Here is a 24,456-nt window from a genome sequence, read left to right as displayed (position 1 = left end):
AGGCTGAAGCTGTCCCATAAGAAGGGCCCCAACACAGAGAAACTGAGTTAATCAGTTTCTACAAGCAAAGCACGTTGGGCAAGCGAGCCAACAATACGGAGTATTGTAAATAAAGAAGCCAGTAAATGAATTTGTTAAAACTCATTTACTGGCTATTTCTCTAGGAATTATATCCCAGACTCTTTTAAATTTAATAAGTCGTTATTTAGCGCTACCTAATAATTCATTTGCTAATTCAACAACGTAGGCTAATTTAGCCCATTGTTCTTCTTCTGTGAGTTGATTTCCCTCTTCAGTAGAAGCAAACCCGCATTGTGGACTCAAACAGATATGTTCCAAATCAACATATTGCTGTGCTTCTTCAATGCGTTGTTTAATCAAGTCTTTGTCTTCGAGTTTAGGCGTTTTCGATGTGATTAAACCAAGGACCGCATATGCATCTTTATTAAAATAACGTAAAGGCTCAAAGTCGCCAGAACGATCATCGTCATATTCTAAGAAAAAGCCATCCAAATGTTCTTTGAATAAATAAGGCGCAATGGCTTCGTAACCACCTGAAATCGCCCACGTTGATTGATAATTTCCTCGACAAATATGCGTAGTTAAAATCAAATCATCCGGAAGTCCTTGTACTGCCTGATTGATTACTTTATATGCCAATTCGCGAGCTTGAACTTTTTCTTCATCCGTACGTTGACGTCCACGTACCTTTTGACTTCCCTCAGTTAAACCGGCCCAATATACATCATCAATTTGTATGTATCTTGCACCTAAATCGTAAAAATGTTGCAATGATTGACGATAAGCTTCAGCAATATCATGAGCAAAATCTTCAATGTTTGGATAAATGTCTTCGTTTAATATGTTAGGGTGAAATAATTGATTTGGACTTGGGATAGAAACTTTTGCAGTTGCGCGACCATCAACTTTATCATATAAGAATTTAAAATGGTCAAAGTGAGGATGGTTAGGATTATACTTCACTTTATCGACGATTTTCACATTATGTGCACGTGTTTCAATGCCTTCAAATTCTAAACCGTGGTCGGGTGTATAACCTTCTACACCATCAATATGCTCTAAGAAATCAAAGTGCCACCAACTTCTTCGGAATTCGCCATCAGTGATGCTATGTAACCCAATTTCTAATTGTTTCTCAATAATGCGTTCGATTTCTTCATCTTCTACTTGTTTTAGGTCATTGGCTGAAATTGTATTATTTTGGTATTGTGCACGTGCTTCTTTTAAACGCTTTGGACGTAATAAACTTCCTACGTGATCTGCTTTAAATGGTCTTTTGGTCATTAACCATTCCTCCTTTATCACTTTATTTAGAATTTTCAGATAATATAATTTTAAATCTATCAAATACGAGTATTTTTGTCAATTTTCCCTAAAAAATGAATAGATGTAGTAAAATAAAATTGAAAAAATTTATGGGTTTATGTGTGTAATGCAAATAAAAACGACCAAAGATGACATTAATAGGTTAGTTTAATATAATAATGACAAGGAGTTGGTGGCTTTATGAAAATAAAATATATAGATAAACGTCACTGGCGTCGCCTATTAGAACGTGATTATATAGAAGTTAAGGTAAATAATAATAGATTTAAGGGTATTATTGGCTTGGTCACGATGAAGAAGGTTCGTGAACCTTTAGAGGTGACGGTAGTAGGCCAGAATATAATTGTTGCTAATGACAATTATCAATGGTTGCAGATTTTGCCGGAGAAGAAACGTTATAGTATTACTGCAATGTTTGATGATCAAGGAAATCCATTGGAGTATTACTTCGATATTAATATTAAAAATATTACACAAAAGGGCAATGCTAGAACACTTGATTTATTCTTAGATGTGCTCGTATTGCCATCTACTGGAGAATATGAACTCGTTGATGAGAATGACTTGGAACTAGCATTAAAAAATGAACAAATCACTAAAAAACAATATCATGAAGCCTATATGATTGCGCATCAATTGATGATTGAAATCAATGAGAATTTCGACGATTTAAATAACCGAATCATGTATTGTTATAACAAGATGGTTGGTAAATTGAAGAAACCAAATTACAATAAAACCTATAAAAAACATATTCAGCATCATAAGCCACATTTAAATAAAGGGGAACGATATTAACACAATCCTTTTATATTAGGAGCGAAACGAGACAATAAGTCAATGCAAGGCATGCGTTTTAACATTTTTCGTTTCGGTCTTAAATTTTGTGTTGCTCATAGCCAAGTTCATGAATAAACATTACTAGGGGGAAGCTATGAAAATAGAAGACTATCGATTATTAATTACACTCGATGAAACTAAGACGTTACGTAAAGCAGCAGAGATATTATATATTTCTCAACCAGCTGTAACACAACGTCTTAAAGCTATTGAACACTCATTTGGTGTGGATATATTTATTCGTACAAAGAAACAACTAATCACTACCACTGAAGGTGCTATGATTATTGAACATGCGCGTGATATGTTGAAGCGCGAACGCTTATTTTTCGATAAAATGCAAGCGCATATCGGAGAAGTGAATGGCACAATTTCGATTGGGTGTTCATCTTTAATTGGTCAAACGTTATTACCTGAAGTGTTGAGTTTATACAATTCACAATTTCCGAACGTTGAAATTCAAGTGCAAGTTGGCTCTACAGAACAAATCAAAGCCAATCATAGAGATTATCACGTAATGATTACGAGAGGTAATAAAGTCATGAATTTGACCAATACGCATCTCTTTGACGACGATCATTATTTCATCTACCCGAAAGAAAAAAGAAATGACGTTTCTAAGTTGCCTTTCATTGAATTTCAAGCGGATCCTATCTATATTAATCAAATTAAAGAATGGTATAATGAAAATCTTGGTCAAGATTATCACGCAACGATAACAGTGGATCAAGTTGCAACATGTAAAGAAATGTTAGTAAGTGGCGTAGGCGTAACGATTCTCCCAGAAATCATGATGAGAAATATCGACAAAAATATGTTCGAATTTGAAAAGGTGAATATCGATAATCAACCGCTTATTCGCTCAACATTTATGAGTTATGACAGTAGCATGTTACAGTTGCCACAAGTTGAGTCATTTGTCACTTTGATGATTAATTTTATTCGCTAATCATTAGAATGATGTGTTATATCAAAGAAGAATAGGGGTAGGAAAAATGTTTGCAGCATTGTTGCATATAAAGAACTACAAATTATTCGTTGTGAATATGATGCTATTAGGTATGGGTATCGCCATTACCGTGCCTTACTTTGTGCTATTTGCGACGAAAGAACTAGGAATGACAACAAATCAATTCGGTATTTTGCTTGCCTTAGCAGCGGTGAGTCAATTTACTGTAAATTCTATTGTCGCTCGCTTTTCTGATACGCATAGTATAAATAGAAAGGTACTCATCATTAGTGCGTTGATGATGGGGGCAATTAGTTTCTCAATATATTTTTATATTCATCATATTTGGTTGTTTATTATTGTGTACGCTATTTTTCAAGGGTTATTTGCCCCAGCAATGCCGCAGTTATATGCATCTGCACGTGAATCAATTAATGTTTCTTCCTCAAGAAATAACGCTAAATTTGCAAATACAGTTTTACGTTCAATGTTTTCTTTTGGTTTCTTGTTTGGACCATTAATTGGTGCATATTTAATTCAATTTATGGGATATGCTGGCCTTTTTGGTGGCACCGTCTTTATATTATTATTCACACTTGTTTTACAAATTTTCTTTTATAAGGATTTAAATTTATCCGCTAAAGAGCAAGTTGGCGGTACAGCTAATATTGAAAAGACTGCTCCCAATATGCTTAAGGATAAAACACTTTTTGTACCATTCATTGCATTTATTTTATTACATATAGGGCAATGGATGTACACAATGAATATGCCATTATTTGTAACGGATTACCTTAAAGAGCAAGAGGGTTATGTAGGAACGTTAGCCAGTTTGTGTGCAGGTTTGGAAGTGCCTTTTATGGTGATATTAGGAATGTTATCAGCTAAACTGGCTACACGTACGTTGTTAATTATTGGTGCAATTAGTGGTGGTGCCTTCTACTTTAGTATTGGTGTGTTTGAAAATATCTATGCCATGATGGTTGGACAAATCTTCTTAGCACTATTTCTAGCTATATTGCTTGGTTTAGGTATTAGCTATTTCCAAGATATTCTACCTGATTTCCCGGGTTATGCATCAACATTATTTGCAAATGCAATGGTCATTGGGCAATTACTCGGAAATTTATTAGGTGGAGCAATGAGTCATTGGGTTGGCTTGGAGAATGTTTTCTTCGTGTCAGCATCATCTATCTTTATAGGAATGATATTAATCTTCTTTACGAAAGATCAAAAATATACGGAAGCGGATGTGACAGTTAAATAATGGAAGTTGTTTTATGGATTTTAATACTATTATCATTTGTTTTAGCTTTTGTAGGTCTAATTAAGCCAATTATTCCATCAGTACTTGTACTATGGGTAGGCTTCTTGATTTATCAATTTGGATTTCCTCAAGAAGGGCTATCATGGATATTTTATGTTGTCATGATTTTATTTACTGTATTTATCTTAGTATCAGACTTTTTAATGAATAAATACTTTGTAAATCGATTTGGTGGTTCTAAATTAGGGGAATATGCTGCGTTAATAGGTGTAATCGTAGGGTGCTTCGTTTTCCCACCATTCGGCATTATTATCATACCGTTTATTGCAGTACTTATTGTAGAATTAATTCAGGACTTTAATTTTGGAAAAGCCCTTAAAGCAAGTGTTGGATCAGTAATCGCATTTTTAGCGAGTTCAGTTGCACAAGCATTCATTATGCTAATTATGATTATCTGGTTCTTTATAGATGTATTTTTAGTTGGATAATGATCAATAAAAAGAGGTTAAGTCATTCATATCAAATGAGCGATTCGTTGCCAATCAGTATAATGGTAACGTAATTGCATAACTTTGATAAAAATGCTTAACCTTTTTTGATAGCTCATGCGCTACTTAGTAAATGTTAAGTAATGATGCTAAAAAATTATAAACTCGTATTAGAATCTTTATTCACAAAATGATGTTGTATATAAAAAGCAATCGGTGTAATGATGGCAGAGATAATAATAAATGACCAATTACTAATCAGAACATATGGACCAAAAGCTAAAAATGATTGTGGAATAAAAAAGACATAAAATAAAGCGACTAATAATAGTGCTATAATACAGTAATTTAATAGCCATACCCAGTGCGAGTTGTTGAAACTTTGTAGTTGGACAGTCTTAAATATGACTAGTATAAACATAAAAATAATAAACAATCCTGCAACAACAGTAATAGGGAATGTATATAAGTAAACTTCATTATTATCGCCACCAATAAAAAAGCCAATAAACCCTTTGAAGAAACAAAAAATACCAATTAAAAAAATAAAATTCCGAAATATATACTTAAATATATTTTGAAATGTTTCATTAGGCAAAGATTTAATTTCTTTTTTAGCGTGTGCTTTAGGGTTATGCTCGAAAAACTCTAATGCGAGTGTGCCTTCATTCTCAGCTTCTAATAATCTTTTTAATATGCGACTCAGCATTACCTCGCTATCATGCGGATTGACACTCAAGTCAGCACGAACGTATGTCATATAATTCTCAAAGATTTCTCTATCTGTATTATTTAGTCGCAATGATTTTACATTATTTTCACGTGCTAATTTCGCAGTGGATTTCATTGACTAAACTCCTTAACGTTTAAAATTAATTTATTTTTCAAAATAATAGACTATTATATGTTAAATATGGATAATCATACCATAGATAAATATAGAATATAATGTTTATAACAAAGGAAGTTATTATGTGGAAACTAACTGTTGAAGATATTGACTGGATTGAAACAATAGCTAAGATACAAGAACATCATATTGAAAGGCGAGAATTACATTATAATGCAACTCAACTACCGATTGCCTTGCGTCAAGATATGATTGTTCAACGATTAAAGCATAGTGATGATATGATTCTAGTTGAATTGCGTGAAAACACAAACCACGTCATCGCATTTATTTGGGGACATTTTGAAGCGGTGCATGAAAAAGTAATAACAGAGATGCTTTATACAGATCCACATTTTCGAGGGATGGGATACGCTAAGCGTTTAAAAGCTGCACTCGAACGCTGGGCGATTGAAAAGCAAGCTAAATCTATTGAAGGCACAATCGATGCCAAGAATGCCACAATGATTGAACTTAATAAAGCGAAAGCTTATGAAATAAGTCATGTAAAAATGCGTAAAGACCTTAGGTAAAAAATGAATAGGTTCTAAATTCATGTTAAAATAAGATTACTCATTCGTTATAAAGGAGAAAAGCATGAAGAAATGGTTAATACTCTTACTGTCAGCAACACTAATGTTGTCTGCATGTGGTAAGAGTGATGAAAGAACATCGCTAGAAAAAGATGTGAAGCAACTACAAAAAGAAAATGATGATTTGAAAAAGCAAAAGAAAGATTTAGAACAACAAAAAGAGAAACTCAACGATCAACGTGAAAAACTTCAAAAAGAAGTGGATGAATCAGTAGCGTCAGAATCTGCTAAGGACGACTCAGATAGTGATGACAAAGATAATAGTGATTCAACGTCAACGGAATCATCAGGCAGTCATACAGATAAGCAGACTAAGAATGAAAGTACATCACAAAGTGGTGCATCAAGTAATGAATCAAGTACTTCTGAAACGCGTAATAGCAATGACGCACAATCAACTAAGAATGCCAAACAAAGTCAATCAAATAGCCAAGCACATCCTTCTAGCGAGCAAAGTAACACTCAAAATACATCATCAAGTAACAGCCATTCATAATGGTCATTTTTAAATAATAGAAGCCATCTGGCTCGCGTTATGGCAAGTTTGATATGTATGCATGAAGGGTAAAATAAATTTAAATCAATTTTGAATTCACATTTTATCTTTTTAGATGTATTTAGTGGACTAAAATGGACGACATCATAAAATGATTAAATATAAACTTTATAATATTGGAGAGATGACATATGCATGAACAAGATTTTCATATTTTAGAAGGTCGCGACATAACATTACCTGAGTTAGGACGTGAAATTGAAAATATTACTGGACGTACTATCGTTGATTCTACTGGAGAAATCAAGCGTGTTATCGCACATTTACCTAACTTTGAATCTGATACAGATACATTTGTAGCTACATTTAAACTTAATCATCGTAATGATTTTGTCGATGCAACTTTTGTTGCGCCTAAAGATCAGCGCGATCGTTTAAAAGAAATTCCAGTACACATTGAACTCGTTAGTTACATATCTCGAGGATAATGAGTTAATCAATCAAATTTAAAGATGGATAAAGTGTGCTATGGTTAATGCGCCATATCGCACTTTTTTAATCATGTATTTCTTTAAAGTGGGGTGTTGAAAATGGCTACATATATAGAAACGGAAAGACTAAAATTACGAGATTGGAAGCAAGAAGATTTATTGCCATTTCAGAAAATGAATGCCAATCCTCAAGTGCGACGCTATTTCCCAAGTCTGTTAAGTTATCGACGTTCTGAATTAGATATGAAAAAAATGGACGATATTATTAAAGAAAATGGTATTGGCTTATTTGCCGTTGAACTTAAAGAAACTGGGGAGTGGCTTGGTTTTATTGGGGTGAATTATATCCCTCAAGACAGTTCATATCCGTTCGAGGAGTTGCCATTATATGAAATTGGATGGCGTCTGATTCCAGAAGTATGGGGGAATGGGCTTGCTACAGAAGGTGCAACAGCCGTATTAGCATTTGCTAAAGAAAAGGGGATTGAATCGATTTACAGTTTTACTGCAGAAAATAATCTACCATCTAGAAAAGTGATGGAAAAGATTGGTATGACATTATATGACCATTTTGAATTACCAGAACTAAGTAAATATCACATGTTGAAACGACAAGTACGCTATTATAAACAGTTATCAATTTAAACGTGAAAGCGACATGATATTGGAAAAGTATATTTCGTGATAAGTCATCACTAAATGAAATATAAAAGTCCAAAACATGTCGCTTTATCATTAATCGTATGTACGTGTGCCTAACGGTTTAAAGTTAAGTAACCCGTTTATTAAATCTTCTTTAGTATTGTATAAAGGAGCTAAGTTTTTATATTTTTCATCAATAAAACCTTCTTTGATCATACTATCAATAAGCTGTTGAAGCGGTTCAAAGAATCCATTTAGATTGTAGACACCGATGGGTTTTTCATGAATGCCGATTTGTGCCCAGCTATATGTCTCGAAAAATTCTTCGAGCGACCCAGCGCCACCTGGTGCCATCACAAATGCATCTGCAAGTTCGGCCATTTTCTGTTTGCGCTCATGCATTGAGTCTACAAGAATCAGTTCGCTAACATTTTGACTCGTGATTTCTTTTTCATCTAACATCTTTGGCATTACACCAATAGCATGACCACCATGATCTAACACACCATCTTGAATCGCACCCATGATACCTATAGAACCGGCACCGAAGACTAATTCGTACCCCTGTTCAGCCATATATTTTCCAAGTTCGTATGCTTCTTTAACATAAATAGGGTCTTTCCCTTTACTAGCACCACAATATACTGCAATTCGCTTCATTATACATCCTCCTTAAGTTGCTTGATAACAGCATGAAATGCACGCTCAAATTGTTTTCTATCTTCCTTTGAAAAGGGTGGAGGTCCTTTATGACGACCACCTTGCTTTCTTATTTGTGCATTATTATAACGTTGTTGCAATAACAAATCTATATTACTGGAATGATAACTATGACCTTTATGATGCATGACAATCTTAACTTTAGAAAGTAACAAACTGGCCAAACCATAATCTTGAGTAATTACAATGTCTTCTGACGAAGCTAATTTCACAATTTTATAATCAACAGCATCTGGACCGTCATCGACATAAAGTGTTTCAACATGATTTGGAAGTACTTTATTTGAGAAGTGACTAAAGCTACGCAAAATGATAACAAAAATGCCTGTCCCAGCAGTTAATTCAATTACAGAATCAACGACTGGACAAGCATCTCCATCAATGATTACCCGTGTCATAAAGCGTTACGCCTTATTATTCTCTTCGTTTTTATTTTGTGAAACAATACTATCAGCTTCATGACCGTCCAATTTTTTCATTTCTTTGATGCGCGCTTTTTCTTCTTGTTTTTGTAATTTTTCTTCTTCTTTATGACGTTTATCAATGTTTTTTTGAAGTTTTTTATCTAGTTTATTAACGTCTTTTTTGTTCTCTTTTTCGAGTTTTTCGCCTTTTTTCTCAGTCTCATCATCAAGTTTACCAGGCGTTAAACCAACTTTTTCTTGATATTTTTGAGTCTTTTTCATATCTTTCACACGTTGTTTTTCATTCTTTTCACGTGCTTTTTCTTCTTCTTTATGGCGTTGCTCTATATTTTTTTGAAGCTTTTTGTTCATTTTATCAGCTTCTTTATAATTTTTCTTAGCTAATTTTTCGCCTTTTTTCTGAATGTATTCAGGATCGTTTTCTTTAGCAATTTTTTTCAATTCTCTCTTGTTGTCAAATTCTTGTTTCTTGTCTCCTAAATAGTCTTTTGCATCTGATGCTTTATTCGCAATAGCGTGACCAGCATTAGACGTTGCGTTTGTTGCTTTTTGTACCTCAGGGTGAGATTTAATGCGTTTACGTTCTACAATTAGTGGCACAATAATGATTGGTAAAACATTAATTGCCGTTTTAATGAGTTTCTTTTTGTCCATACACGTTGCCTCCATTAGATTTACTATTTATCTTCATTACCCTATGATACATGATACTAAACGAAGGAACTAGCTAGAACACTCATAATATCTTGAATAAACAATAGACGTGAACATTAAATTGTCTTTCAGTGCAAAAAATGAGAGCGGGACAGAAATTAAAATAAATTCGTTGTCCCGCTCTCGTTCAATGGTATTAACCATAATTTAATTTTAAATGCCTTTACCAATGCCGAAACCGAAGTACAGAATAGCAATAATGATTACTAATACAATACGATAAATTGCAAATGGTACTAACTTAACTTTATTAATTAAGTGTAAGAACGTTTTAATTGCAATTAAGCCGACAACAAAGGCAGCCAAGAACCCAATTAAGTAAAATGGGATATGTGAAAGTTCGATATATTGATAGTTTTTAAATAGTGATAACGCACTAGCAGCTAGCATAATAGGTACAGCCATAATGAATGTAAAGTCAGAAGCAGACTTATGATCTAACTTCATTAAGACACCTGTTGAAATAGTAGATCCAGATCTACTGAAACCAGGCCACATTGCTACTGCCTGAGAGATACCAATTACAAACGCTTGAACATAATTAATCTGGTCAACAGATTGAGGATTTGTCACTTTCTTGCTATATTTGTCTGCAATGATCATATAAATTGCACCTAGGAATAAACCAATCATTACAGTAGGAACGCTAAACAAATGCTCTTCAATAAAATCATCAAATAAGACGCCTAAAATACCAGCCGGAATCATACCTACTAAGACGTGTAGTAAGTTTAAGCGACGTGGTTTAGAACGAAATTCTTCATTAATTGACGTTTTTCTGTATTTGCCAATATGTAACATTTCGAAATAACGCTCACGGAAGACCCATGCTGCAGCAAAAACAGAACCTAATTGAATTACAACCTTGAAGGTAAAAGCTGATTCAGAACCTAAAAATTCAGTCGATTTTAGCCACATGTCGTCTACTAAAATCATGTGACCCGTAGATGAAACTGGCGCAAATTCAGTTAATCCTTCGACGATACCTAGGATAAGGCCCTTGATAAACTCGATAATAATCATAAGTAACCTCTTTCTTTTATTAGAAATTTAAAATATTGTTGTCTTTAAATATATTGTTGTCAAAATTCACTTTACTATAATATCATAATGCATTAAATCTATGCTAATAATATTAAGACAACTACTTAAGCCTTATGTATAAATGTTAGTGATGCTTTGAGTAGACTTTTATTTAAAAAGTGGGAAAGTGTTTAACGACCCACAATATATTTTTATACCTTTTCCAATGTACTAGTATAACAGAGCATTTCACAACAGTCTTAAGTATGAAATGGTTACTTTAAGAGGCGCATATATCATAAATAATTCGAATATAAAGCAAAAATACATAATCTAATAACATGTTCATTATATTGTCACTGTTTTTCAAAAGGTATTAAATGCTAAACCATTAAGAACCTTTTATAATAGGAAATTAGGTGAAGATAAAGTGAAAAAATTAATGAATTTAGTCTTTAAATATAAAATGTTTCCATTGTTAATGGGAATTGTAAGCACATGCCTAGCAATAACTGTCGTTATTCAAAATATAAGTATTGCGACTTTTTTAGATCAAGTCTTATATGATCATACAACGTCTATTTTTTCATTGTTAATTATCATTTTAATCGTCTTAATTCTAAGAGCAACATTGAATATGATTAACTTGCGATTAGGTGATACGTTAGCTAGCAAAGTGAAACATCAATTACGCAAAGAGGTTGTTTTAAAAGACACCGTCGTTGCTACAGGAACGCAAATTAATATTTTAACCGAGACTATAGACGGCCTGTCTCCATTTTTTAAAAACTATTTACCACAAGTCTTTAAGTCAATGATGATTCCTTTAATAATTATCATAGCAATGTGTTTCATCCATTTAAATGCCGCACTAATTATGATTGTTACAGCACCATTCATTCCACTTTTTTACATTATTTTTGGTCTTAAAACGCGTGATGAATCTAAAGATCAAATGACGTATTTAAATCAGTTTAGTCAGCGTTTTCTCAATGTGTCTAAGGGGCTTATTACACTTAAGCTTTTTAGACAGACCGAACACACGAAAGCACATGTATATGAAGATAGTACGCAATTTCGTGATTTAACGATGCGCATATTAAAAAGCGCGTTTTTATCGAGTTTAATGCTCGAGTTCATTAGTATGTTAGGTATTGGATTGGTTGCTTTGGAGGCTGCTCTAAGTCTTGTGGTTTTTCATAGTATTGATTTTAAGACGGCGGCAATTGCCATCATATTAGCACCTGAGTTTTATAATGCGATTAAAGATTTAGGACAAGCCTTCCATACAGGTAAGCAAAGTGAGGGGGCGAGTGATGTCGTTTTTGACTTTTTAGATTCTGACAGTGCAACGCTTGTAAATCAAGAGAAGGTCAAAGTACAGCAGAAACCTCAAATTTGTATGACTCATGTAACGTATCACTATCCGAATCAATCATCTTATGCGATTCAAGATATGTCTTTAACAATCAATAGTGGGGAGACTATCGCTATTGTAGGACCAAGTGGTGCAGGTAAATCAACTTTGGCTAAGTTACTTACTCAAACGATTCGACCAACATCTGGCCAAGTAACGTTTAACTACAATGTTCATCAAATTGGAGTGTTGAGTCAAACGCCATATATTTTTTCTGCATCTATTAAAGATAATATCGCTATGTTTAAAGAAGTTGATGACGATCAAATCCTGCATGTATTAGAAATGGTTGGCTTAAAAGAGAAAGTATTGTCACTAAAAAAGGGGATTTATAGTCAAATTGGTGAAGGTGGCGAAATGTTATCAGGTGGTCAAATGCGTCGTATCGAGTTATCTAGGGTGTTACTAATGCATCCTGATGTAGTTGTGTTTGACGAACCGACGACTGGCTTAGATTTAGAAACGGAGACAATCATTCAACGTGTCATCGCTCAACACTTTAATGGTGTAACGATGATTATGATTGCACATCGTGATTCAACGATTCGCCAAGCAACACGACGTTTATTTATTGAAGCGGGTCACTTAGTTGAAGATGACCAGACGATTTCTGTAAGACTAGATAAAGGTGGTGACTTCATATGAAACCACATATTCGATTTCGGCCGGATAAGGATTTAATATTAGCCATCTTGACGGGGGTTATAGGGAGCATCGTTGCCTTAGCAATGTTCTTCTTAAGCGGCTATATGGTAACCCAAAGTGCATTAGGTGCACCTTTATACGCATTAATGGTGTTGGTTGTATCAGTTAAGATGTTTGGGTTTATACGTGCTATTGCACGATATGGGGAACGTTTACTCTCGCATAGAACAACATTTACAATGTTGCGAGATGTTCGAGTTCAATTTTTAGAGCAATTAATTCCAAGAGTACCTAATTTGTATCGTAAGTACTCATCTGCTGATTTACTAACAAAAATGATAAGCAAAGTAGAAGCTTTGCAAAATATTTACTTACGAGTCTACTATCCACCGGTTGTCATTGGTTTCACAGCAATTATTGCAGCTGTCACATTAATTTATTTTAGTGCGATGCATGCGATTGTTATCGTAATAAGTATGTTATGTTCACTATGGTTGATACCGTGGTTAAGTGCTAAGCGGGTAGGCCATTTGAAGGAACAAGTTGCACAGCAACAACAAACTACGATTACGCAATTTTATGATTACAAGGAAGGATATGCTGAGTTAGCTCGTTTTAACAACGTAGAAGACTATCGTAATCATTTGATTCACGTATTAGAAGCATATGACAACATGCAATCGAAAGAATCACGATTATTAACATTATATGATTATATGCTCAATTTAATCGCTATGCTCGCTATATTTGCGACTTTAGCATTAGGCATTTTACAAGTTAAAGAAGGACAATTAAATGTGGTGTACTTAACGAGTATTGTACTGATGATGTTAACTTTATTTGAACAAACAGTGCCGATGAGTAACTTTGCATACTATAAAGCGGATACAGATGAAGCATTGCATAGTTTGAATGATGTGTTGTCGTATCCAGTGGACGAATCGAAGCAAACGTTAGAAGTGATGCAGCACCGTGTTTATGATATTAGAGATATGTCATTTAGTTACGAACATCAAGAAATGCCTACGTTATCCAATATAAACTTAACTGTAGATAACGGCGAGAAAATAGCAATTGTTGGTCCATCAGGTTCTGGGAAAAGTACGTTACTACAAATCATGAGTGGCTTGTATGATATTGATAGTGGACAAGTATCCCTTTATGGACAAAACGTTTCACATCTAAATGAAGACAGTCGTTTTGAACAACTTAATGTACTACTACAATCTCAACAATTATTTGATGGTACACTGCGTTCTAATATGTTCACGAATCATAATGATAGTGTTATTCAAAATGTTTTAACAAGATTGAATTTAGGCTATCTTAATTTGGAAAGACCCATTACTTTAGATGGAAATACATTATCGGGTGGAGAGATGCAACGTATTGCGCTAGCACGGCTATTTCTAAAAGATGCCAACGTATGGTTGTTAGATGAACCCACGACGGCATTGGATGAGGATAACACTAAGCAAGTGATGCAAATGGTTGAGGAACAAGCTGAAACAGTGATTGTTGCAACACACGATTTGAAATTATTGCCTCACTTTGACAAGATTGTCGTTCTCATTGATGGTCAAGTGAAAGAACAAGGACGTTATGATGAATTAAGTCACGGTGATCACTATTTGAGTCGTTTATTAAAAATGAACTAGCGCACATATGCTATAAACGAAAAACCTGAGATATCTACGATAGATAACTCAGGCTTTTCGTTATTGATAAATATATTTTAATTTGATTCGAAACGAATAACTTTAATTGGCTTAGTATTAGCATGTCATTTTATTTTGACTCGGTAAAAGCGTCGATGACTTTACCTAATAGACGATTAAGTTCGTGTACTTCATCTTTACTTAAAGAAGAAGCAGTTGCAACTTTCTTAGATGCATCGCTTAATTCAGGTTTAATTTTTTCACTCTTCTCAGTAAGATGAATGAATACTTCACGTTGATCAACTTCAGAACGTTCACGTTTGATGAGATCAACATGTTCCATTCTTTTTAATAAAGGTGATACGGTACCAGTATCTAAAGCTAGTTCTGTAACTACCTTTTTAACATTTACAGGAGATTCATCCCATAAAATACTTAGCACTAAAAATTGTGGGTAAGTAAGATTGTACTTTTTAAAGACTTTATTTGAATAGTAGCGATTAACTTGTCTTTGTGCATTGTACAAACTAAAGCAGAGTTGCTCTTTCAAATTATGTTGTTCAGACATTAAAGTTCTCCTCCAGACATTCTATCCGTCTCTCTATGTTTCGGATTAAATTTCGTCTATGTTGTATAAAATATAACTTGCAACACACTTCGTCTCAATGCCATGCTAAAATTAAAGTATGTTTAAATTCTAGAAGATATTTCTATTTTAATCAAGTGTAATCTAAAATAAATACATATATTATCATATTCGAATTAATTTTAAAAAGAAAAGAGATTTTAAAATGATAAATAATAAAAATGAAAAAATATCAATTACAATTGTAAATGGCTTTTTAGGAAGTGGTAAAACTACATTTCTAAAACATTATATAGAGCAATTATTAAAAAAAGATGAGAAAATAACAATTATTATGAATGAATTTGGCAGTTTCGACGTTGATAGTTTATTACTTGGAGATGACGTATCCATTCGTTCATTAATTAATGGCTGTGTGTGCTGTGATTTAAATAGTGACTTAGTAAATCAGATGAAGCAGTTAATTGAACTTCAAGAAACCAGTCATATCATAATCGAAGCCACAGGTTTAGCGCATCCGCTTGAGATTTATACGGCTTGCCAAGATCCGATGCTTGTAAATAACGTTCATAAACCTACAATTATTGGTATTGTAGATGCACAAAGATTTATAAAGAAAGATGTATATAGTCCGTCAACTGCTCAATTATTAGAAGAACAATTAAGTTATAGTGACACAATAATATTGAATAAAGTTGATTTAGTAGATGAAGAAGCCATCCACAACATTAAAGAAAATCTAAAGCAAATCAATCCAAATGCGCCTGTTATTGTTACCACTTACAGTCAATTTCAATATGAACAAATTCATGTTAATGCGATTCAGCATCATGAAAAACAACATAAGCATGCCCATCATCACGGTATACAATCAATGCAATATACATTTACAACTGCTATAGATCGCCAATTATTCTATCAATTTATTATGCGTCTACCAGATAGTGTGCTTCGACTAAAAGGCTTTGTGACGTTTAGAGATTTGCCAGAGGTCACTTATGAATTTCAATATGCTATGGGTTTACCTGATTATGGCATTATCGACAAAGAGGTGCCGTTGACAATTGTCATCATCGGGGAGTCATTAGATACGAATCGATTACGTAATCAACTTGATATGATTCAATTTACTTAAATAGGTTATTGTCACAGTTATGACATAGGCGTTCGCTTTTTAATCATTTATAATTTAAAATAGGAGGGTTTGACCATGAATAACGAAGATAAACGTGCGAAGCAAATTCGCTTTGAATTTAGATGGATTACGATTCCATATACAATTTTTGCTATTATCGTACTGCTGTTTAATATATTTTATACCAATATTAAAGTAACAATGGTTTTATTTGGACTCTTTTTCGCTTATAATTTAGGGATTTTATTTATCGCATTCATTAATCGTTTTAAACGGACGCTGATTTTATCCTTAATCTTAACCATTCTAAGCGCAGCTACATTCTTTACATTATTATATGTTTTTGGACTAAATCGTGAAATTTTTGGTTAGGTAAATACATGTTAAATGATATGAACTTTGTGATAAGCAATTAAATGTTTATCGCAAAGTTTTTTTGTTTCTAATTGTCTGAAAAGTGACTATTTTGTGTATTTTATCATATAAACGCCTTTGATAAAGCGCTTTCTTGATATACTGACATTGACGAATTGAGGGAGGGGTAATTATGAAGAAAGTACAATCAATACAGGGCAATGATAATCTTTTAAAGCATGACAAAGAAAAGAAACGTAAAAGTGGTTATAAGCCACTTTGGATTATAATCAGTTTTGCTGTTTTATTCATCATCTTAGTATTACCAACACCAGCAGGTTTACCGATTATGGCTAAAGGCGCGCTAGCAATCTTAGCGTTTGCGGTCATTATGTGGGTGACAGAAGCTGTAACATATCCAGTATCAGCAACGATGATACTAGGTTTAATTATTTTGATTTGTGGATTTAGTCCGGTTCAACAGCTGTCAGAGAAGTTAGGTAATCCAAAAGAAGTAGATAAAATCTTGTCTGGCGCAGATTGGCTAGGTACTGGGAATGCATTGACGCATGCCTTTAGTGGCTTCTCCACATCTGCGGTTGCATTAGTTGCGGCAGCATTATTTTTAGCTGCGGCTATGCAAGAAACACAATTACACAAACGTTTAGCATTACTCGTGTTATCTATTGTTGGCAATAAAACACGAAACATTGTGATTGGTGCTATCTTGGTTTCAATATTACTTGCTTTCTTTGTTCCTTCAGCTACTGCTAGAGCAGGTGCCGTTGTACCAATCTTATTAGGAATGATTGCTGCATTCAAAGTTTCAAAAGAAAGTAAACTGGCCTCCCTTTTAATTATTACTGCAGTTCAAGCTGTTTCCATTTGGAATATAGGCATAAAAACTGCAGCTGCACAAAATATCGTAGCGACAAATTTTATTAACCAGAACTTAGGGCATGACGTATCATGGGGCGAATGGTTCTTATATGCGGCGCCATGGTCTATACTTATGTCCATTGCATTATTCTTTGTCATGATTAAAGTAATGCCACCTGAACATAAAGAAATCGAAGGGGGTAAAGAATTAATAAAAGCAGAATTAGATCAATTAGGACCTGTTTCTTATAGAGAATGGCGACTTATTATTATTTCTGTATTGTTACTCTTTTTCTGGTCTACTGAGAAGGTCTTACATCCCATAGACTCTGCGTCCATTACTTTAATAGCTTTAGGTATTATGTTGACGCCTAAGATTGGTGTGATTACATGGAAAGGTGTAGAGAAAACAATACCTTGGGGAACCATTATTGTCTTCGGTGTAGGAATTTCATTAGGTAATGTTTTATTAAAAACAGGTGCTGCACAATGGCTGAGTGATAAAACATTTGGGCTTATGGGATTACAACACATGCCATTAATCGCTACGATTGCACTAATAACGTTATTCAATATCTTGATTCATCTTGGGTTTGCGAGTGCAACCAGTCTATCATCTGCACTGATTCCGGTCTTTATATCACTAACAGCAACATTACATTTAGGTGATCAATCGATTGGGTTTGTGTTAATTCAACAATTTGTTATTAGCTTTGGGTTCTTATTACCTGTGAGTGCACCACAAAATATGCTTGCCTATGGAACAGGGACATTTACAGTCAAAGACTTCTTGAAGACTGGGGTGCCGCTAACGATTATTGCGTATATCTTGGTACTAATTTTTAGTTTGACTTATTGGAAATGGTTAGGACTTGTTTAAGTGTGACACGTTCTTTGAAATTGTCATCCTATGAAGCAGATTTTAAATTGTTAGAAAAAGGGTAAAGTTAATGAACCTTTAATAACAGGAGTGAAATAATGACTATTGGTGTAATACTTAATCGCGTTTTTAGAATTCATAATAATCCATTATTTGAATATATAAATCAAAATAAAGAAGATATTGAGAAATGTTATCTCATTATTCCACAGGAAATATTTGATGAAGATGGTACAGAAATGAAAGCAAATTACTATTATGGTGTCTTGCAATCATTTCTTGAAGCACTTCATCAGTATGATATCGAACCATTTTTATTAGACTATCGTGAATTAGGAGAATTTTGTTCTGATAAGGGCATCGACGAAGTTGTCATTGCTGGAGATATTATGAGCTATCATCATGAAAGTTATGACATTCGTCATTTGAAAAAGGCTTTCAACAAATACAATATTACGGTTACTACCGTTCGTGCAAATCACTATTTCAAACCAAGCATAACGATGAATAAACAAGGTGAACCTTACAAAGTCTTTACGAGTTTTTACAAGGCACATCGCTCTAAACTTAGACAACATGAATCCTATAATTACGAACTAGGTGATTTGTCACACTTATGTGTCAAATCGCAGCAAACACTAAAACAAGATTATTCAAATAAGGGTCTTTCAGAATCACAGGCTATAAACAATTGGAATAACTACATCGAGCAAGACATACAAAATTATGAAACCAATCGTGAATATTTACCTGAAGTCTTAACAAGCCAACTCAGCATTGTGTTAGCTTATGGCTTAATAGATATAAAGCAAATTGTTACACAATTGTTAGAGGCTTATGAAGAGGATGAACATAATATTGAACAATTTATCAGAGAGCTTATGTTTAGAGAATTTTATTATGTATTAATGACCCTTTATCCACATACTGCGCATGAGGCATTCAATGAGAAGTATCGTGATATTCAATGGTCATATAATAAAAATAATTTTAAACGTTGGTGTGAAGGACAAACGGGTTTTCCAATTGTTGATGCAGCTATGTCTGAGTTAAATCAAACTGGATTTATGCATAATAGAATGAGAATGGTCGTTTCTCAGTTCCTAACGAAAGATTTATTTATAGAATGGACGTGGGGGGAAGATTATTTCAGAAGACGATTAATTGATTTCGACTCTGCGTCCAATGTACATGGATGGCAGTGGTCTGCATCAACTGGAACAGATGCTGCGCCATATTTCAGAATGTTTAACCCAAGTCGCCAAAGTGAACGATTTGATAAGGATGCATTATATATTAAGACCTATATACCACAGTTAAATGATGTTACTGCTAAATATTTACACGAACCTTTCAAACATGAAGAAGCATTGGAACAAGAAGAAATTAAATTGGGACAAGACTATCCCAAGCCTTTAGTGGATCATAAAGAAGCGAGAGCACATGTGATGTCAGTATTTAAGCAAATTTAAAATAATTGAAGTGGGCCTGGGATAAAACAAATTATTTCAGCCCACTTTATTGTTGTGGCAGTGGCTGACTAAGTTGAAATGATGCTTCAATCAAGCTGCTTTCAAATCTAGTCATCTTTGCCGAAGGACCCCTAATATAAAATTTTCCTTCGAAACATTCTATATTAGGGGCCCGTTACAACATGATTTATATTTCATTTCTAGATATTCGTAGCATTTGAAAAATAAGACTCTTTTCATATTTGCTTACTCTTAATGTTCGAGGCTTTGAGTTTATTTTAAAGCGAATAAGCAAATATAAACCGCCACATATTCTAAGAAAGTGATGATATACATGTATTTTAATCTTAATTTGATATCAAGTGGCACTTCCCAATTAGGATAGTGACGTTCATAATAAAAGATTTGAATAAGATACAAACCAATCTCTAATGGTAATAGCATGAGGAGAATGCTATGTATCATGCTGAAACCATTTTTATGAAAGAAATGACCGATAATGAGTTGTAACAATATAATAATGAGAAAAAGAATAAACATATGCCCAATCATTTAGCAACTCTCACTCCTTTCACAAAGATAATGATAACGGTTTGTAATAGAACCATTAGTAAAATAAAGGTAATGGTCTGTGTATTTAAAGACGTGATCACTTGATGAATGATTGTGAATGGTTCAGTAATTAAATGAACAGTATGGAATCGTAAAAAGCGTCCCATATAGATTCCTAAACCATTTAAAAACATGAGAACAATAATTAAAGTCCGATTAAGCCATACTTTTGTAGTAAAATGCATAATATTTATAAAAATAAGAATCATACAATACATTGCTAAGAAAACACCTAGTAATATGTAGGTGAAATATAGCCATTCCATAATATTTAATCGAACATAAAAATCAAATGTGAATTGATTTAAATGAATTAAATCTGTCAGCATATAAAATGTATTAGGTACTAGTAATATAAAAATCAAACCAAATACGATAAAGAGTGGCCACTCATAATTTTTTCTTGGTTTGAATAAGCGTAATAGTAAGCATAATTCAAATGGAATATATGCTAAAAATAGATTTAAGCTCATAAAGTTAAAAACACGTGTTTCAAATAATGAGAATGTGAAAAGGATTATAAAATAGAGTCTGGCAATATAACGCGAAGTCATGTTATACACTACTTTCTTTAAAACTAAATGTTCATTTTTGTTAGTCAATGATTAATAATAAAGGTTACTTAAATGGTAATCAAATAATAAAGCATTTATCTTATCTAAATAGGTAGCATGAATCATTGTAAAAAATGAAGGAAGATATAAATAACCCATAGATGCGTAACTAAATAGGCTATCTATGGGTTATTATCGTTGTATTAAGGTCTTAATAAGTTTAATCCAGTTTCTTCATCATGTGTGCGATTAATATCTAAGTTTGTCATCTGGATTACGATTTCTGCAGTAGCTGATACCACAGCTTGAGTTAGATGACCACTTAACGTTTGGAAATCACGTGTGCCAAAGGTACCGTGTAAATGGGCAAATGGTTTATCATCTATGTGAGAAATATTGCCAAGTAAACTTGTTAATTCTAAAGGTTCTTTAATTTCACGTGCTTCGTATTTTTGACTATCTAAATTATAAAAATTGAGTGTTACATCATTACAGGCACCGATACCACTGACTGATCCAAATTTCATTTCTTGTTCCATAGCAAATTGTGTAACAGCTTCTACAATATCTTCGCCTTTATCTAGTACTAAAAGAAACGTTTGACCATCTTTTTTATATTTCATCATTGTCACCTCAATTTGATTAGTTACATCTATTATACAAGCCAGTAAGTTTAATTGCTTAGAATTTAAATTTTACTATTGTAATATAGAAGTTAAATAGTATACAATGTCCTAATATTATGTAATTTTCAACTATGTCATTGTACATTGCTCGTTTAAATTGAATCAAAAGCAAGATTAAATTTAAATGAGACGATTGAATTTACCAATTATTTATGAAATGAGGTGTCATCATGAAAAAACAATTATTTACATTGTACTTCAATATTTTCTTAATCTTTGTAGGTATCGGATTGGTTATACCTGTACTTCCTGTATACTTAAAGGATTTAGGCCTAAAAGGTAGTGACTTAGGTATATTGGTAGCAGTGTTTGCCTTGTCTCAAATGATTATTTCACCATTTGGCGGTACGATGGCCGACAAACTTGGTAAAAAATTAATTATCTGCATTGGTTTAGTTTTATTTGCTATATCTGAATTTCTATTTGCGATTGGTCATCATTTTCCTGTGCTCATTGCTTCCCGTATATTAGGTGGTTTTAGTGCTGGAATGGTTATGCCTGGTGTAACAGGTATGATTGCAGATATCTCACCAGCAAAAGACAAAGCAAAGAATTTCGGTTATATGTCAGCCATTATTAATTCAGGTTTTATTTTAGGTCCAGGAATTGGAGGATTTTTAGCAGAATTCTCACATCGTGCGCCATTTTACTTTGCGGGTGCATTGGGTGTAGTAGCCTTTATCATGTCTTTAATATTAATTCATAATCCACGCAAAGAAACAACAGATGGTTTCACAACAATTGAGCCGGAAGTATTTACTAAAATTAACTGGAAAGTATTTATTACACCAATTATTTTGACGCTGGTATTAGCTTTTGGACTATCAGCATTTGAAACTTTATTCTCTTTATATACAGCTGAAAAAGCTAACTATACGCCAAGAGATATATCAATCGCAATTGTTGGAGGCGGTGTGGCCGGAGCGCTATTCCAAGTCTTCTTCTTTGATAAATTTATGAAATATATGACTGAATTAACCTTTATTATTTGGTCACTACTATATTCAGCGATTGTGCTTGGCTTGTTGATAGTGTCACATAGCTACTGGACGATCATGTTTATCAGTTTCATTGTTTTCATTGGTTTCGATTTAATCCGTCCTGCACTTACCAATTATTACTCAAATATTGCAGGCAATCGTCAAGGTTTTGCTGGTGGTTTAAACTCCACATTTACAAGTATGGGGAACTTTGTTGGCCCGTTAGTGGCAGGTGCCTTGTTTGATGTTAACGTAGAGTTCCCATTGTATATGGCTATTATAGTCATGTTGTTTGGTATAGTGATTATTTTTGTTGAAAAAGCACTCCAAGCCACAAGACGTCGAAAACGTGCTGCGAAATAATTAATAGTCGTAAAAAATGATAATATGAATGTTAAATCTAATAAGCAATGACATTATTCGTTTTTAAAGGGTTAAATGATGATGTCATTGCTTATTTTTACATTTAGGTTGTTAAATTGTAACAATATAGCGTCGTTTATTAATAGAAGTATTACAAAGATTACAGTTATTTTAAATTGCAGTCTACATAATTATTTTTACTCAATTTATATGTTAAGATAAATAAAAATTTAGAGAGAAATGTGGGTAAGGAGATGAATTTAAAAAACATACTTTTAGGTATGGTAGCTGTTATTCTATCAATTTGTTTAGCGTTTTTATTATTTATAGCTACGAATCAAAATGCCTTAGCTAAAGTACATCAAACGATTTCTACATTTTCAAAGATGAATAATGTTTCTGCAGCAGAGAAAATGTTAAATATAACGGCAAGTCACACTGCTAAAGCATCAGAAAAAGACGTCAATGAACGTAAAATAGAAGCGCATTATAATAAATTAGATTCAACTACGCGAGATAACGACAAGCACAACAAACATGAATATTCTTCAGAAGAATGTAGAATCATTGCTCAAAATTATACAAATCACCAATACGGCAAAGTTGTTAATTTAGAGCGTAGCGGTGAAACCAATCAAGATATTACGTATCAATTGAATACACATCATTCATCGCCAAATAGTAATATCGCAGTAAATAAAACGGGTAAAATAGAAACAACATCAAATAACGCACAATGATAGCGCCTTTTCTAATAGTAGAGAAGAGCGCTATTTTTATTTTTTATAGCAAGGTAGTAATATAATAGGTAAAGATGAATAGAGGTGAATGTGAATGAAACACAAGAAAACAAATGCAATGCGTATGTTAGACAGAGCCAAAATAGATTATGAAGTCAAAACATTTGAAGTTGAAGAAGGTCATATGGATGGCGAACGCGTTGCAGAACTCGTCGGTGAAAATGTCCAAGATGTTTTTAAAACACTTGTATTAGAAAACGCTGCGCACGAGCATTTTGTGTTTGTAGTTCCAGTTAGTGGCTCATTAGATATGAAAGTAGCGGCACATGTTGTTAATGAAAAGAAATTACAACTTATGCCATTAGATCATTTAAAACAAGTGACTGGTTATATACGTGGTGGGTGTTCTCCAATAGGTATGAAACATTTATTCCCAACGACGATTGATCAATCTGCATCGTTACGAGACAAAATTATAGTGAGTGGTGGGCAACGAGGTGTTCAAATTGTATTGCAACTAGAAGATTTAGTGTCAATGACAAATGCTCAATTAGAAGACATCGTTCAAAAATAGCAATATAGTGACAGATATTACCAATGGGATGACAAAT

General features: G+C 33.5%; 27 protein-coding genes. 17 read left to right on the top strand and 10 right to left on the bottom strand.

Annotated features, from left to right (window positions below):
- Positions 1-201 precede the first annotated feature (201 nt).
- On the bottom strand, positions 202-1,305 hold the full coding sequence (locus AK212_RS07045) for a 5-methyltetrahydropteroyltriglutamate--homocysteine S-methyltransferase (RefSeq protein WP_053030003.1): 1,104 nt from the start codon (positions 1,303-1,305) through the stop codon (positions 202-204).
- A gap of 222 nt (positions 1,306-1,527) precedes the next feature.
- Here AK212_RS07045 and AK212_RS07040 point away from each other — a divergent pair, with 222 nt between their 5' ends.
- The 4 genes from AK212_RS07040 (at position 1,528) to AK212_RS07025 (ending at position 4,891) form a co-directional block, all read left to right on the top strand.
- A complete protein-coding gene (locus AK212_RS07040; RefSeq protein ID WP_053030002.1) occupies positions 1,528-2,145 on the top strand; it encodes a ribonuclease FAU-1 family protein in 618 nt (205 codons plus the stop codon).
- A 136-nt stretch (positions 2,146-2,281) separates the two neighbouring features.
- On the top strand, positions 2,282-3,136 hold the full coding sequence (locus tag AK212_RS07035) for a LysR family transcriptional regulator (RefSeq protein ID WP_053030001.1): 855 nt from the start codon (positions 2,282-2,284) through the stop codon (positions 3,134-3,136).
- A 46-nt stretch (positions 3,137-3,182) separates the two neighbouring features.
- Positions 3,183-4,403, top strand: coding sequence for an MFS transporter (locus AK212_RS07030; RefSeq protein WP_053030000.1), 1,221 nt, complete (start codon positions 3,183-3,185; stop codon positions 4,401-4,403).
- Positions 4,403-4,891 (top strand): DUF456 domain-containing protein, encoded by a 489-nt coding sequence (locus tag AK212_RS07025; RefSeq protein ID WP_053029999.1) that lies wholly within the window; start codon positions 4,403-4,405, stop codon positions 4,889-4,891. Before AK212_RS07030 ends, AK212_RS07025 begins: the two co-directional genes overlap by 1 nt.
- A gap of 157 nt (positions 4,892-5,048) precedes the next feature.
- Here AK212_RS07025 and AK212_RS07020 read toward each other — a convergent pair whose 3' ends face one another.
- Complete coding sequence (locus AK212_RS07020; RefSeq protein WP_053029998.1) at positions 5,049-5,738, bottom strand: DUF1129 family protein; 690 nt, start codon at positions 5,736-5,738, stop codon at positions 5,049-5,051.
- Positions 5,739-5,863: 125 nt separating this feature from the next.
- Here AK212_RS07020 and AK212_RS07015 point away from each other — a divergent pair, with 125 nt between their 5' ends.
- From AK212_RS07015 to AK212_RS07000, 4 genes are all read left to right on the top strand, one after another.
- A complete protein-coding gene (locus tag AK212_RS07015; protein ID WP_053029997.1) occupies positions 5,864-6,313 on the top strand; it encodes a GNAT family N-acetyltransferase in 450 nt (149 codons plus the stop codon).
- A gap of 64 nt (positions 6,314-6,377) precedes the next feature.
- Positions 6,378-6,869, top strand: a complete 492-nt coding sequence (locus tag AK212_RS07010; RefSeq protein WP_053029996.1) for an SA0632 family lipoprotein — start codon at positions 6,378-6,380, stop codon at positions 6,867-6,869.
- A 191-nt stretch (positions 6,870-7,060) separates the two neighbouring features.
- Positions 7,061-7,357 (top strand): hypothetical protein, encoded by a 297-nt coding sequence (locus tag AK212_RS07005; RefSeq protein WP_053029995.1) that lies wholly within the window; start codon positions 7,061-7,063, stop codon positions 7,355-7,357.
- A gap of 102 nt (positions 7,358-7,459) precedes the next feature.
- Positions 7,460-8,005 (top strand): GNAT family N-acetyltransferase, encoded by a 546-nt coding sequence (locus AK212_RS07000; protein ID WP_053029994.1) that lies wholly within the window; start codon positions 7,460-7,462, stop codon positions 8,003-8,005.
- A gap of 90 nt (positions 8,006-8,095) precedes the next feature.
- Here AK212_RS07000 and AK212_RS06995 read toward each other — a convergent pair whose 3' ends face one another.
- The 4 genes from AK212_RS06995 to AK212_RS06980 form a co-directional block, all read right to left on the bottom strand.
- Positions 8,096-8,662: an LOG family protein gene (locus AK212_RS06995; protein ID WP_053029993.1), complete on the bottom strand. Its 567-nt coding sequence runs from the start codon at positions 8,660-8,662 to the stop codon at positions 8,096-8,098.
- On the bottom strand, positions 8,662-9,120 hold the full coding sequence (locus tag AK212_RS06990; protein ID WP_053029992.1) for a YaiI/YqxD family protein: 459 nt from the start codon (positions 9,118-9,120) through the stop codon (positions 8,662-8,664). Before AK212_RS06990 ends, AK212_RS06995 begins: the two co-directional genes overlap by 1 nt.
- Before the next feature lie 6 nt (positions 9,121-9,126).
- The gene (locus AK212_RS06985; RefSeq protein ID WP_053029991.1) at positions 9,127-9,801 is read right to left on the bottom strand and encodes a hypothetical protein; all 675 of its coding nucleotides are present in this window, start codon (positions 9,799-9,801) and stop codon (positions 9,127-9,129) included.
- 213 nt (positions 9,802-10,014) lie between these two features.
- The gene (locus tag AK212_RS06980) at positions 10,015-10,884 is read right to left on the bottom strand and encodes an undecaprenyl-diphosphate phosphatase (protein ID WP_053029990.1); all 870 of its coding nucleotides are present in this window, start codon (positions 10,882-10,884) and stop codon (positions 10,015-10,017) included.
- 430 nt (positions 10,885-11,314) lie between these two features.
- Between AK212_RS06980 and AK212_RS06975 the strand changes: the two genes are divergently transcribed.
- Positions 11,315-12,946 carry an ABC transporter ATP-binding protein/permease gene (locus AK212_RS06975; protein ID WP_053029989.1) on the top strand — a complete coding sequence of 544 codons (1,632 nt, stop codon included), beginning with the start codon at positions 11,315-11,317 and terminating at the stop codon, positions 12,944-12,946.
- Positions 12,943-14,604, top strand: a complete 1,662-nt coding sequence (locus AK212_RS06970; RefSeq protein ID WP_053029988.1) for an amino acid ABC transporter ATP-binding/permease protein — start codon at positions 12,943-12,945, stop codon at positions 14,602-14,604. The genes AK212_RS06975 and AK212_RS06970 overlap by 4 nt, the downstream gene beginning before the upstream one ends.
- A 130-nt stretch (positions 14,605-14,734) precedes the next feature.
- On the opposite strand, the gene mgrA is transcribed toward AK212_RS06970, so the two are convergent.
- The gene (mgrA, locus tag AK212_RS06965) at positions 14,735-15,172 is read right to left on the bottom strand and encodes a global transcriptional regulator MgrA (protein WP_053029987.1); all 438 of its coding nucleotides are present in this window, start codon (positions 15,170-15,172) and stop codon (positions 14,735-14,737) included.
- Positions 15,173-15,395: 223 nt separating this feature from the next.
- Between mgrA and AK212_RS06960 the strand changes: the two genes are divergently transcribed.
- The 4 genes from AK212_RS06960 to AK212_RS06945 all read left to right on the top strand — a co-directional run bounded on the left by AK212_RS06960 (position 15,396) and on the right by AK212_RS06945 (position 19,910).
- Positions 15,396-16,325: a CobW family GTP-binding protein gene (locus AK212_RS06960; protein ID WP_053029986.1), complete on the top strand. Its 930-nt coding sequence runs from the start codon at positions 15,396-15,398 to the stop codon at positions 16,323-16,325.
- A gap of 75 nt (positions 16,326-16,400) precedes the next feature.
- On the top strand, positions 16,401-16,697 hold the full coding sequence (locus tag AK212_RS06955; protein WP_053029985.1) for a hypothetical protein: 297 nt from the start codon (positions 16,401-16,403) through the stop codon (positions 16,695-16,697).
- A gap of 175 nt (positions 16,698-16,872) precedes the next feature.
- Entirely contained in the window at positions 16,873-18,438 is a 1,566-nt protein-coding gene (locus AK212_RS06950; protein WP_053029984.1) for an SLC13 family permease, read from the top strand.
- Between the two features lie 98 nt (positions 18,439-18,536).
- On the top strand, positions 18,537-19,910 hold the full coding sequence (locus AK212_RS06945) for a cryptochrome/photolyase family protein (RefSeq protein ID WP_053029983.1): 1,374 nt from the start codon (positions 18,537-18,539) through the stop codon (positions 19,908-19,910).
- 273 nt (positions 19,911-20,183) lie between these two features.
- Here the strand turns inward: AK212_RS06945 and AK212_RS06940 are convergent, their stop codons facing one another.
- The 3 genes from AK212_RS06940 to AK212_RS06930 all read right to left on the bottom strand — a co-directional run bounded on the left by AK212_RS06940 (position 20,184) and on the right by AK212_RS06930 (position 21,699).
- Positions 20,184-20,462: a hypothetical protein gene (locus AK212_RS06940; RefSeq protein WP_053029982.1), complete on the bottom strand. Its 279-nt coding sequence runs from the start codon at positions 20,460-20,462 to the stop codon at positions 20,184-20,186.
- On the bottom strand, positions 20,459-21,076 hold the full coding sequence (locus AK212_RS06935; protein ID WP_053029981.1) for a DUF1361 domain-containing protein: 618 nt from the start codon (positions 21,074-21,076) through the stop codon (positions 20,459-20,461). The genes AK212_RS06940 and AK212_RS06935 overlap by 4 nt, the downstream gene beginning before the upstream one ends.
- A gap of 203 nt (positions 21,077-21,279) precedes the next feature.
- Entirely contained in the window at positions 21,280-21,699 is a 420-nt protein-coding gene (locus AK212_RS06930; RefSeq protein ID WP_053029980.1) for a PPC domain-containing DNA-binding protein, read from the bottom strand.
- 233 nt (positions 21,700-21,932) lie between these two features.
- Between AK212_RS06930 and norA the strand changes: the two genes are divergently transcribed.
- From norA to ybaK, 3 genes are all read left to right on the top strand, one after another.
- Entirely contained in the window at positions 21,933-23,105 is a 1,173-nt protein-coding gene (norA, locus tag AK212_RS06925; protein ID WP_053029979.1) for a multidrug efflux MFS transporter NorA, read from the top strand.
- 254 nt (positions 23,106-23,359) lie between these two features.
- A complete protein-coding gene (locus AK212_RS06920; protein ID WP_053029978.1) occupies positions 23,360-23,845 on the top strand; it encodes a hypothetical protein in 486 nt (161 codons plus the stop codon).
- Positions 23,846-23,939: 94 nt separating this feature from the next.
- A complete protein-coding gene (ybaK, locus tag AK212_RS06915; RefSeq protein WP_053029977.1) occupies positions 23,940-24,419 on the top strand; it encodes a Cys-tRNA(Pro) deacylase in 480 nt (159 codons plus the stop codon).
- The last annotated feature ends 37 nt before the right edge of the window (positions 24,420-24,456 follow it).

The sequence above is a fragment of the Staphylococcus borealis genome, from assembly GCF_001224225.1.
GTDB lineage: Bacteria > Bacillota > Bacilli > Staphylococcales > Staphylococcaceae > Staphylococcus > Staphylococcus borealis.
Note: the sequence above shows the minus strand (reverse complement) of the source record. Positions and strands in the feature narration are given on the sequence as shown.

Bases quoted from the DNA above. Each gene is read 5' to 3' on its own strand.
- AK212_RS07040 (WP_053030002.1), top strand. From the start codon at position 1,528: ATGAAAATAAAATATATAGATAAACGTCACTGGCGTCGCCTATTAGAA.
- AK212_RS06955 (WP_053029985.1), top strand. From the start codon at position 16,401: ATGAATAACGAAGATAAACGTGCGAAGCAAATTCGCTTTGAATTTAGA.
- AK212_RS06920 (WP_053029978.1), top strand. From the start codon at position 23,360: ATGAATTTAAAAAACATACTTTTAGGTATGGTAGCTGTTATTCTATCA.
- AK212_RS07030 (WP_053030000.1), top strand. From the start codon at position 3,183: ATGTTTGCAGCATTGTTGCATATAAAGAACTACAAATTATTCGTTGTG.
- AK212_RS06970 (WP_053029988.1), top strand. From the start codon at position 12,943: ATGAAACCACATATTCGATTTCGGCCGGATAAGGATTTAATATTAGCC.
- AK212_RS06935 (WP_053029981.1), bottom strand. From the start codon at position 21,076: ATGACTTCGCGTTATATTGCCAGACTCTATTTTATAATCCTTTTCACA.
- AK212_RS06950 (WP_053029984.1), top strand. From the start codon at position 16,873: ATGAAGAAAGTACAATCAATACAGGGCAATGATAATCTTTTAAAGCAT.
- AK212_RS06990 (WP_053029992.1), bottom strand. From the start codon at position 9,120: ATGACACGGGTAATCATTGATGGAGATGCTTGTCCAGTCGTTGATTCT.
- AK212_RS06940 (WP_053029982.1), bottom strand. From the start codon at position 20,462: ATGATTGGGCATATGTTTATTCTTTTTCTCATTATTATATTGTTACAA.
- AK212_RS07045 (WP_053030003.1), bottom strand. From the start codon at position 1,305: ATGACCAAAAGACCATTTAAAGCAGATCACGTAGGAAGTTTATTACGT.
- AK212_RS07025 (WP_053029999.1), top strand. From the start codon at position 4,403: ATGGAAGTTGTTTTATGGATTTTAATACTATTATCATTTGTTTTAGCT.
- AK212_RS07015 (WP_053029997.1), top strand. From the start codon at position 5,864: ATGTGGAAACTAACTGTTGAAGATATTGACTGGATTGAAACAATAGCT.
- AK212_RS07035 (WP_053030001.1), top strand. From the start codon at position 2,282: ATGAAAATAGAAGACTATCGATTATTAATTACACTCGATGAAACTAAG.
- ybaK (WP_053029977.1), top strand. From the start codon at position 23,940: ATGAAACACAAGAAAACAAATGCAATGCGTATGTTAGACAGAGCCAAA.
- AK212_RS06930 (WP_053029980.1), bottom strand. From the start codon at position 21,699: ATGAAATATAAAAAAGATGGTCAAACGTTTCTTTTAGTACTAGATAAA.
- AK212_RS07020 (WP_053029998.1), bottom strand. From the start codon at position 5,738: ATGAAATCCACTGCGAAATTAGCACGTGAAAATAATGTAAAATCATTG.
- AK212_RS06945 (WP_053029983.1), top strand. From the start codon at position 18,537: ATGACTATTGGTGTAATACTTAATCGCGTTTTTAGAATTCATAATAAT.
- norA (WP_053029979.1), top strand. From the start codon at position 21,933: ATGAAAAAACAATTATTTACATTGTACTTCAATATTTTCTTAATCTTT.
- AK212_RS07010 (WP_053029996.1), top strand. From the start codon at position 6,378: ATGAAGAAATGGTTAATACTCTTACTGTCAGCAACACTAATGTTGTCT.
- mgrA (WP_053029987.1), bottom strand. From the start codon at position 15,172: ATGTCTGAACAACATAATTTGAAAGAGCAACTCTGCTTTAGTTTGTAC.
- AK212_RS06985 (WP_053029991.1), bottom strand. From the start codon at position 9,801: ATGGACAAAAAGAAACTCATTAAAACGGCAATTAATGTTTTACCAATC.
- AK212_RS06995 (WP_053029993.1), bottom strand. From the start codon at position 8,662: ATGAAGCGAATTGCAGTATATTGTGGTGCTAGTAAAGGGAAAGACCCT.
- AK212_RS07005 (WP_053029995.1), top strand. From the start codon at position 7,061: ATGCATGAACAAGATTTTCATATTTTAGAAGGTCGCGACATAACATTA.
- AK212_RS06980 (WP_053029990.1), bottom strand. From the start codon at position 10,884: ATGATTATTATCGAGTTTATCAAGGGCCTTATCCTAGGTATCGTCGAA.
- AK212_RS07000 (WP_053029994.1), top strand. From the start codon at position 7,460: ATGGCTACATATATAGAAACGGAAAGACTAAAATTACGAGATTGGAAG.
- AK212_RS06960 (WP_053029986.1), top strand. From the start codon at position 15,396: ATGATAAATAATAAAAATGAAAAAATATCAATTACAATTGTAAATGGC.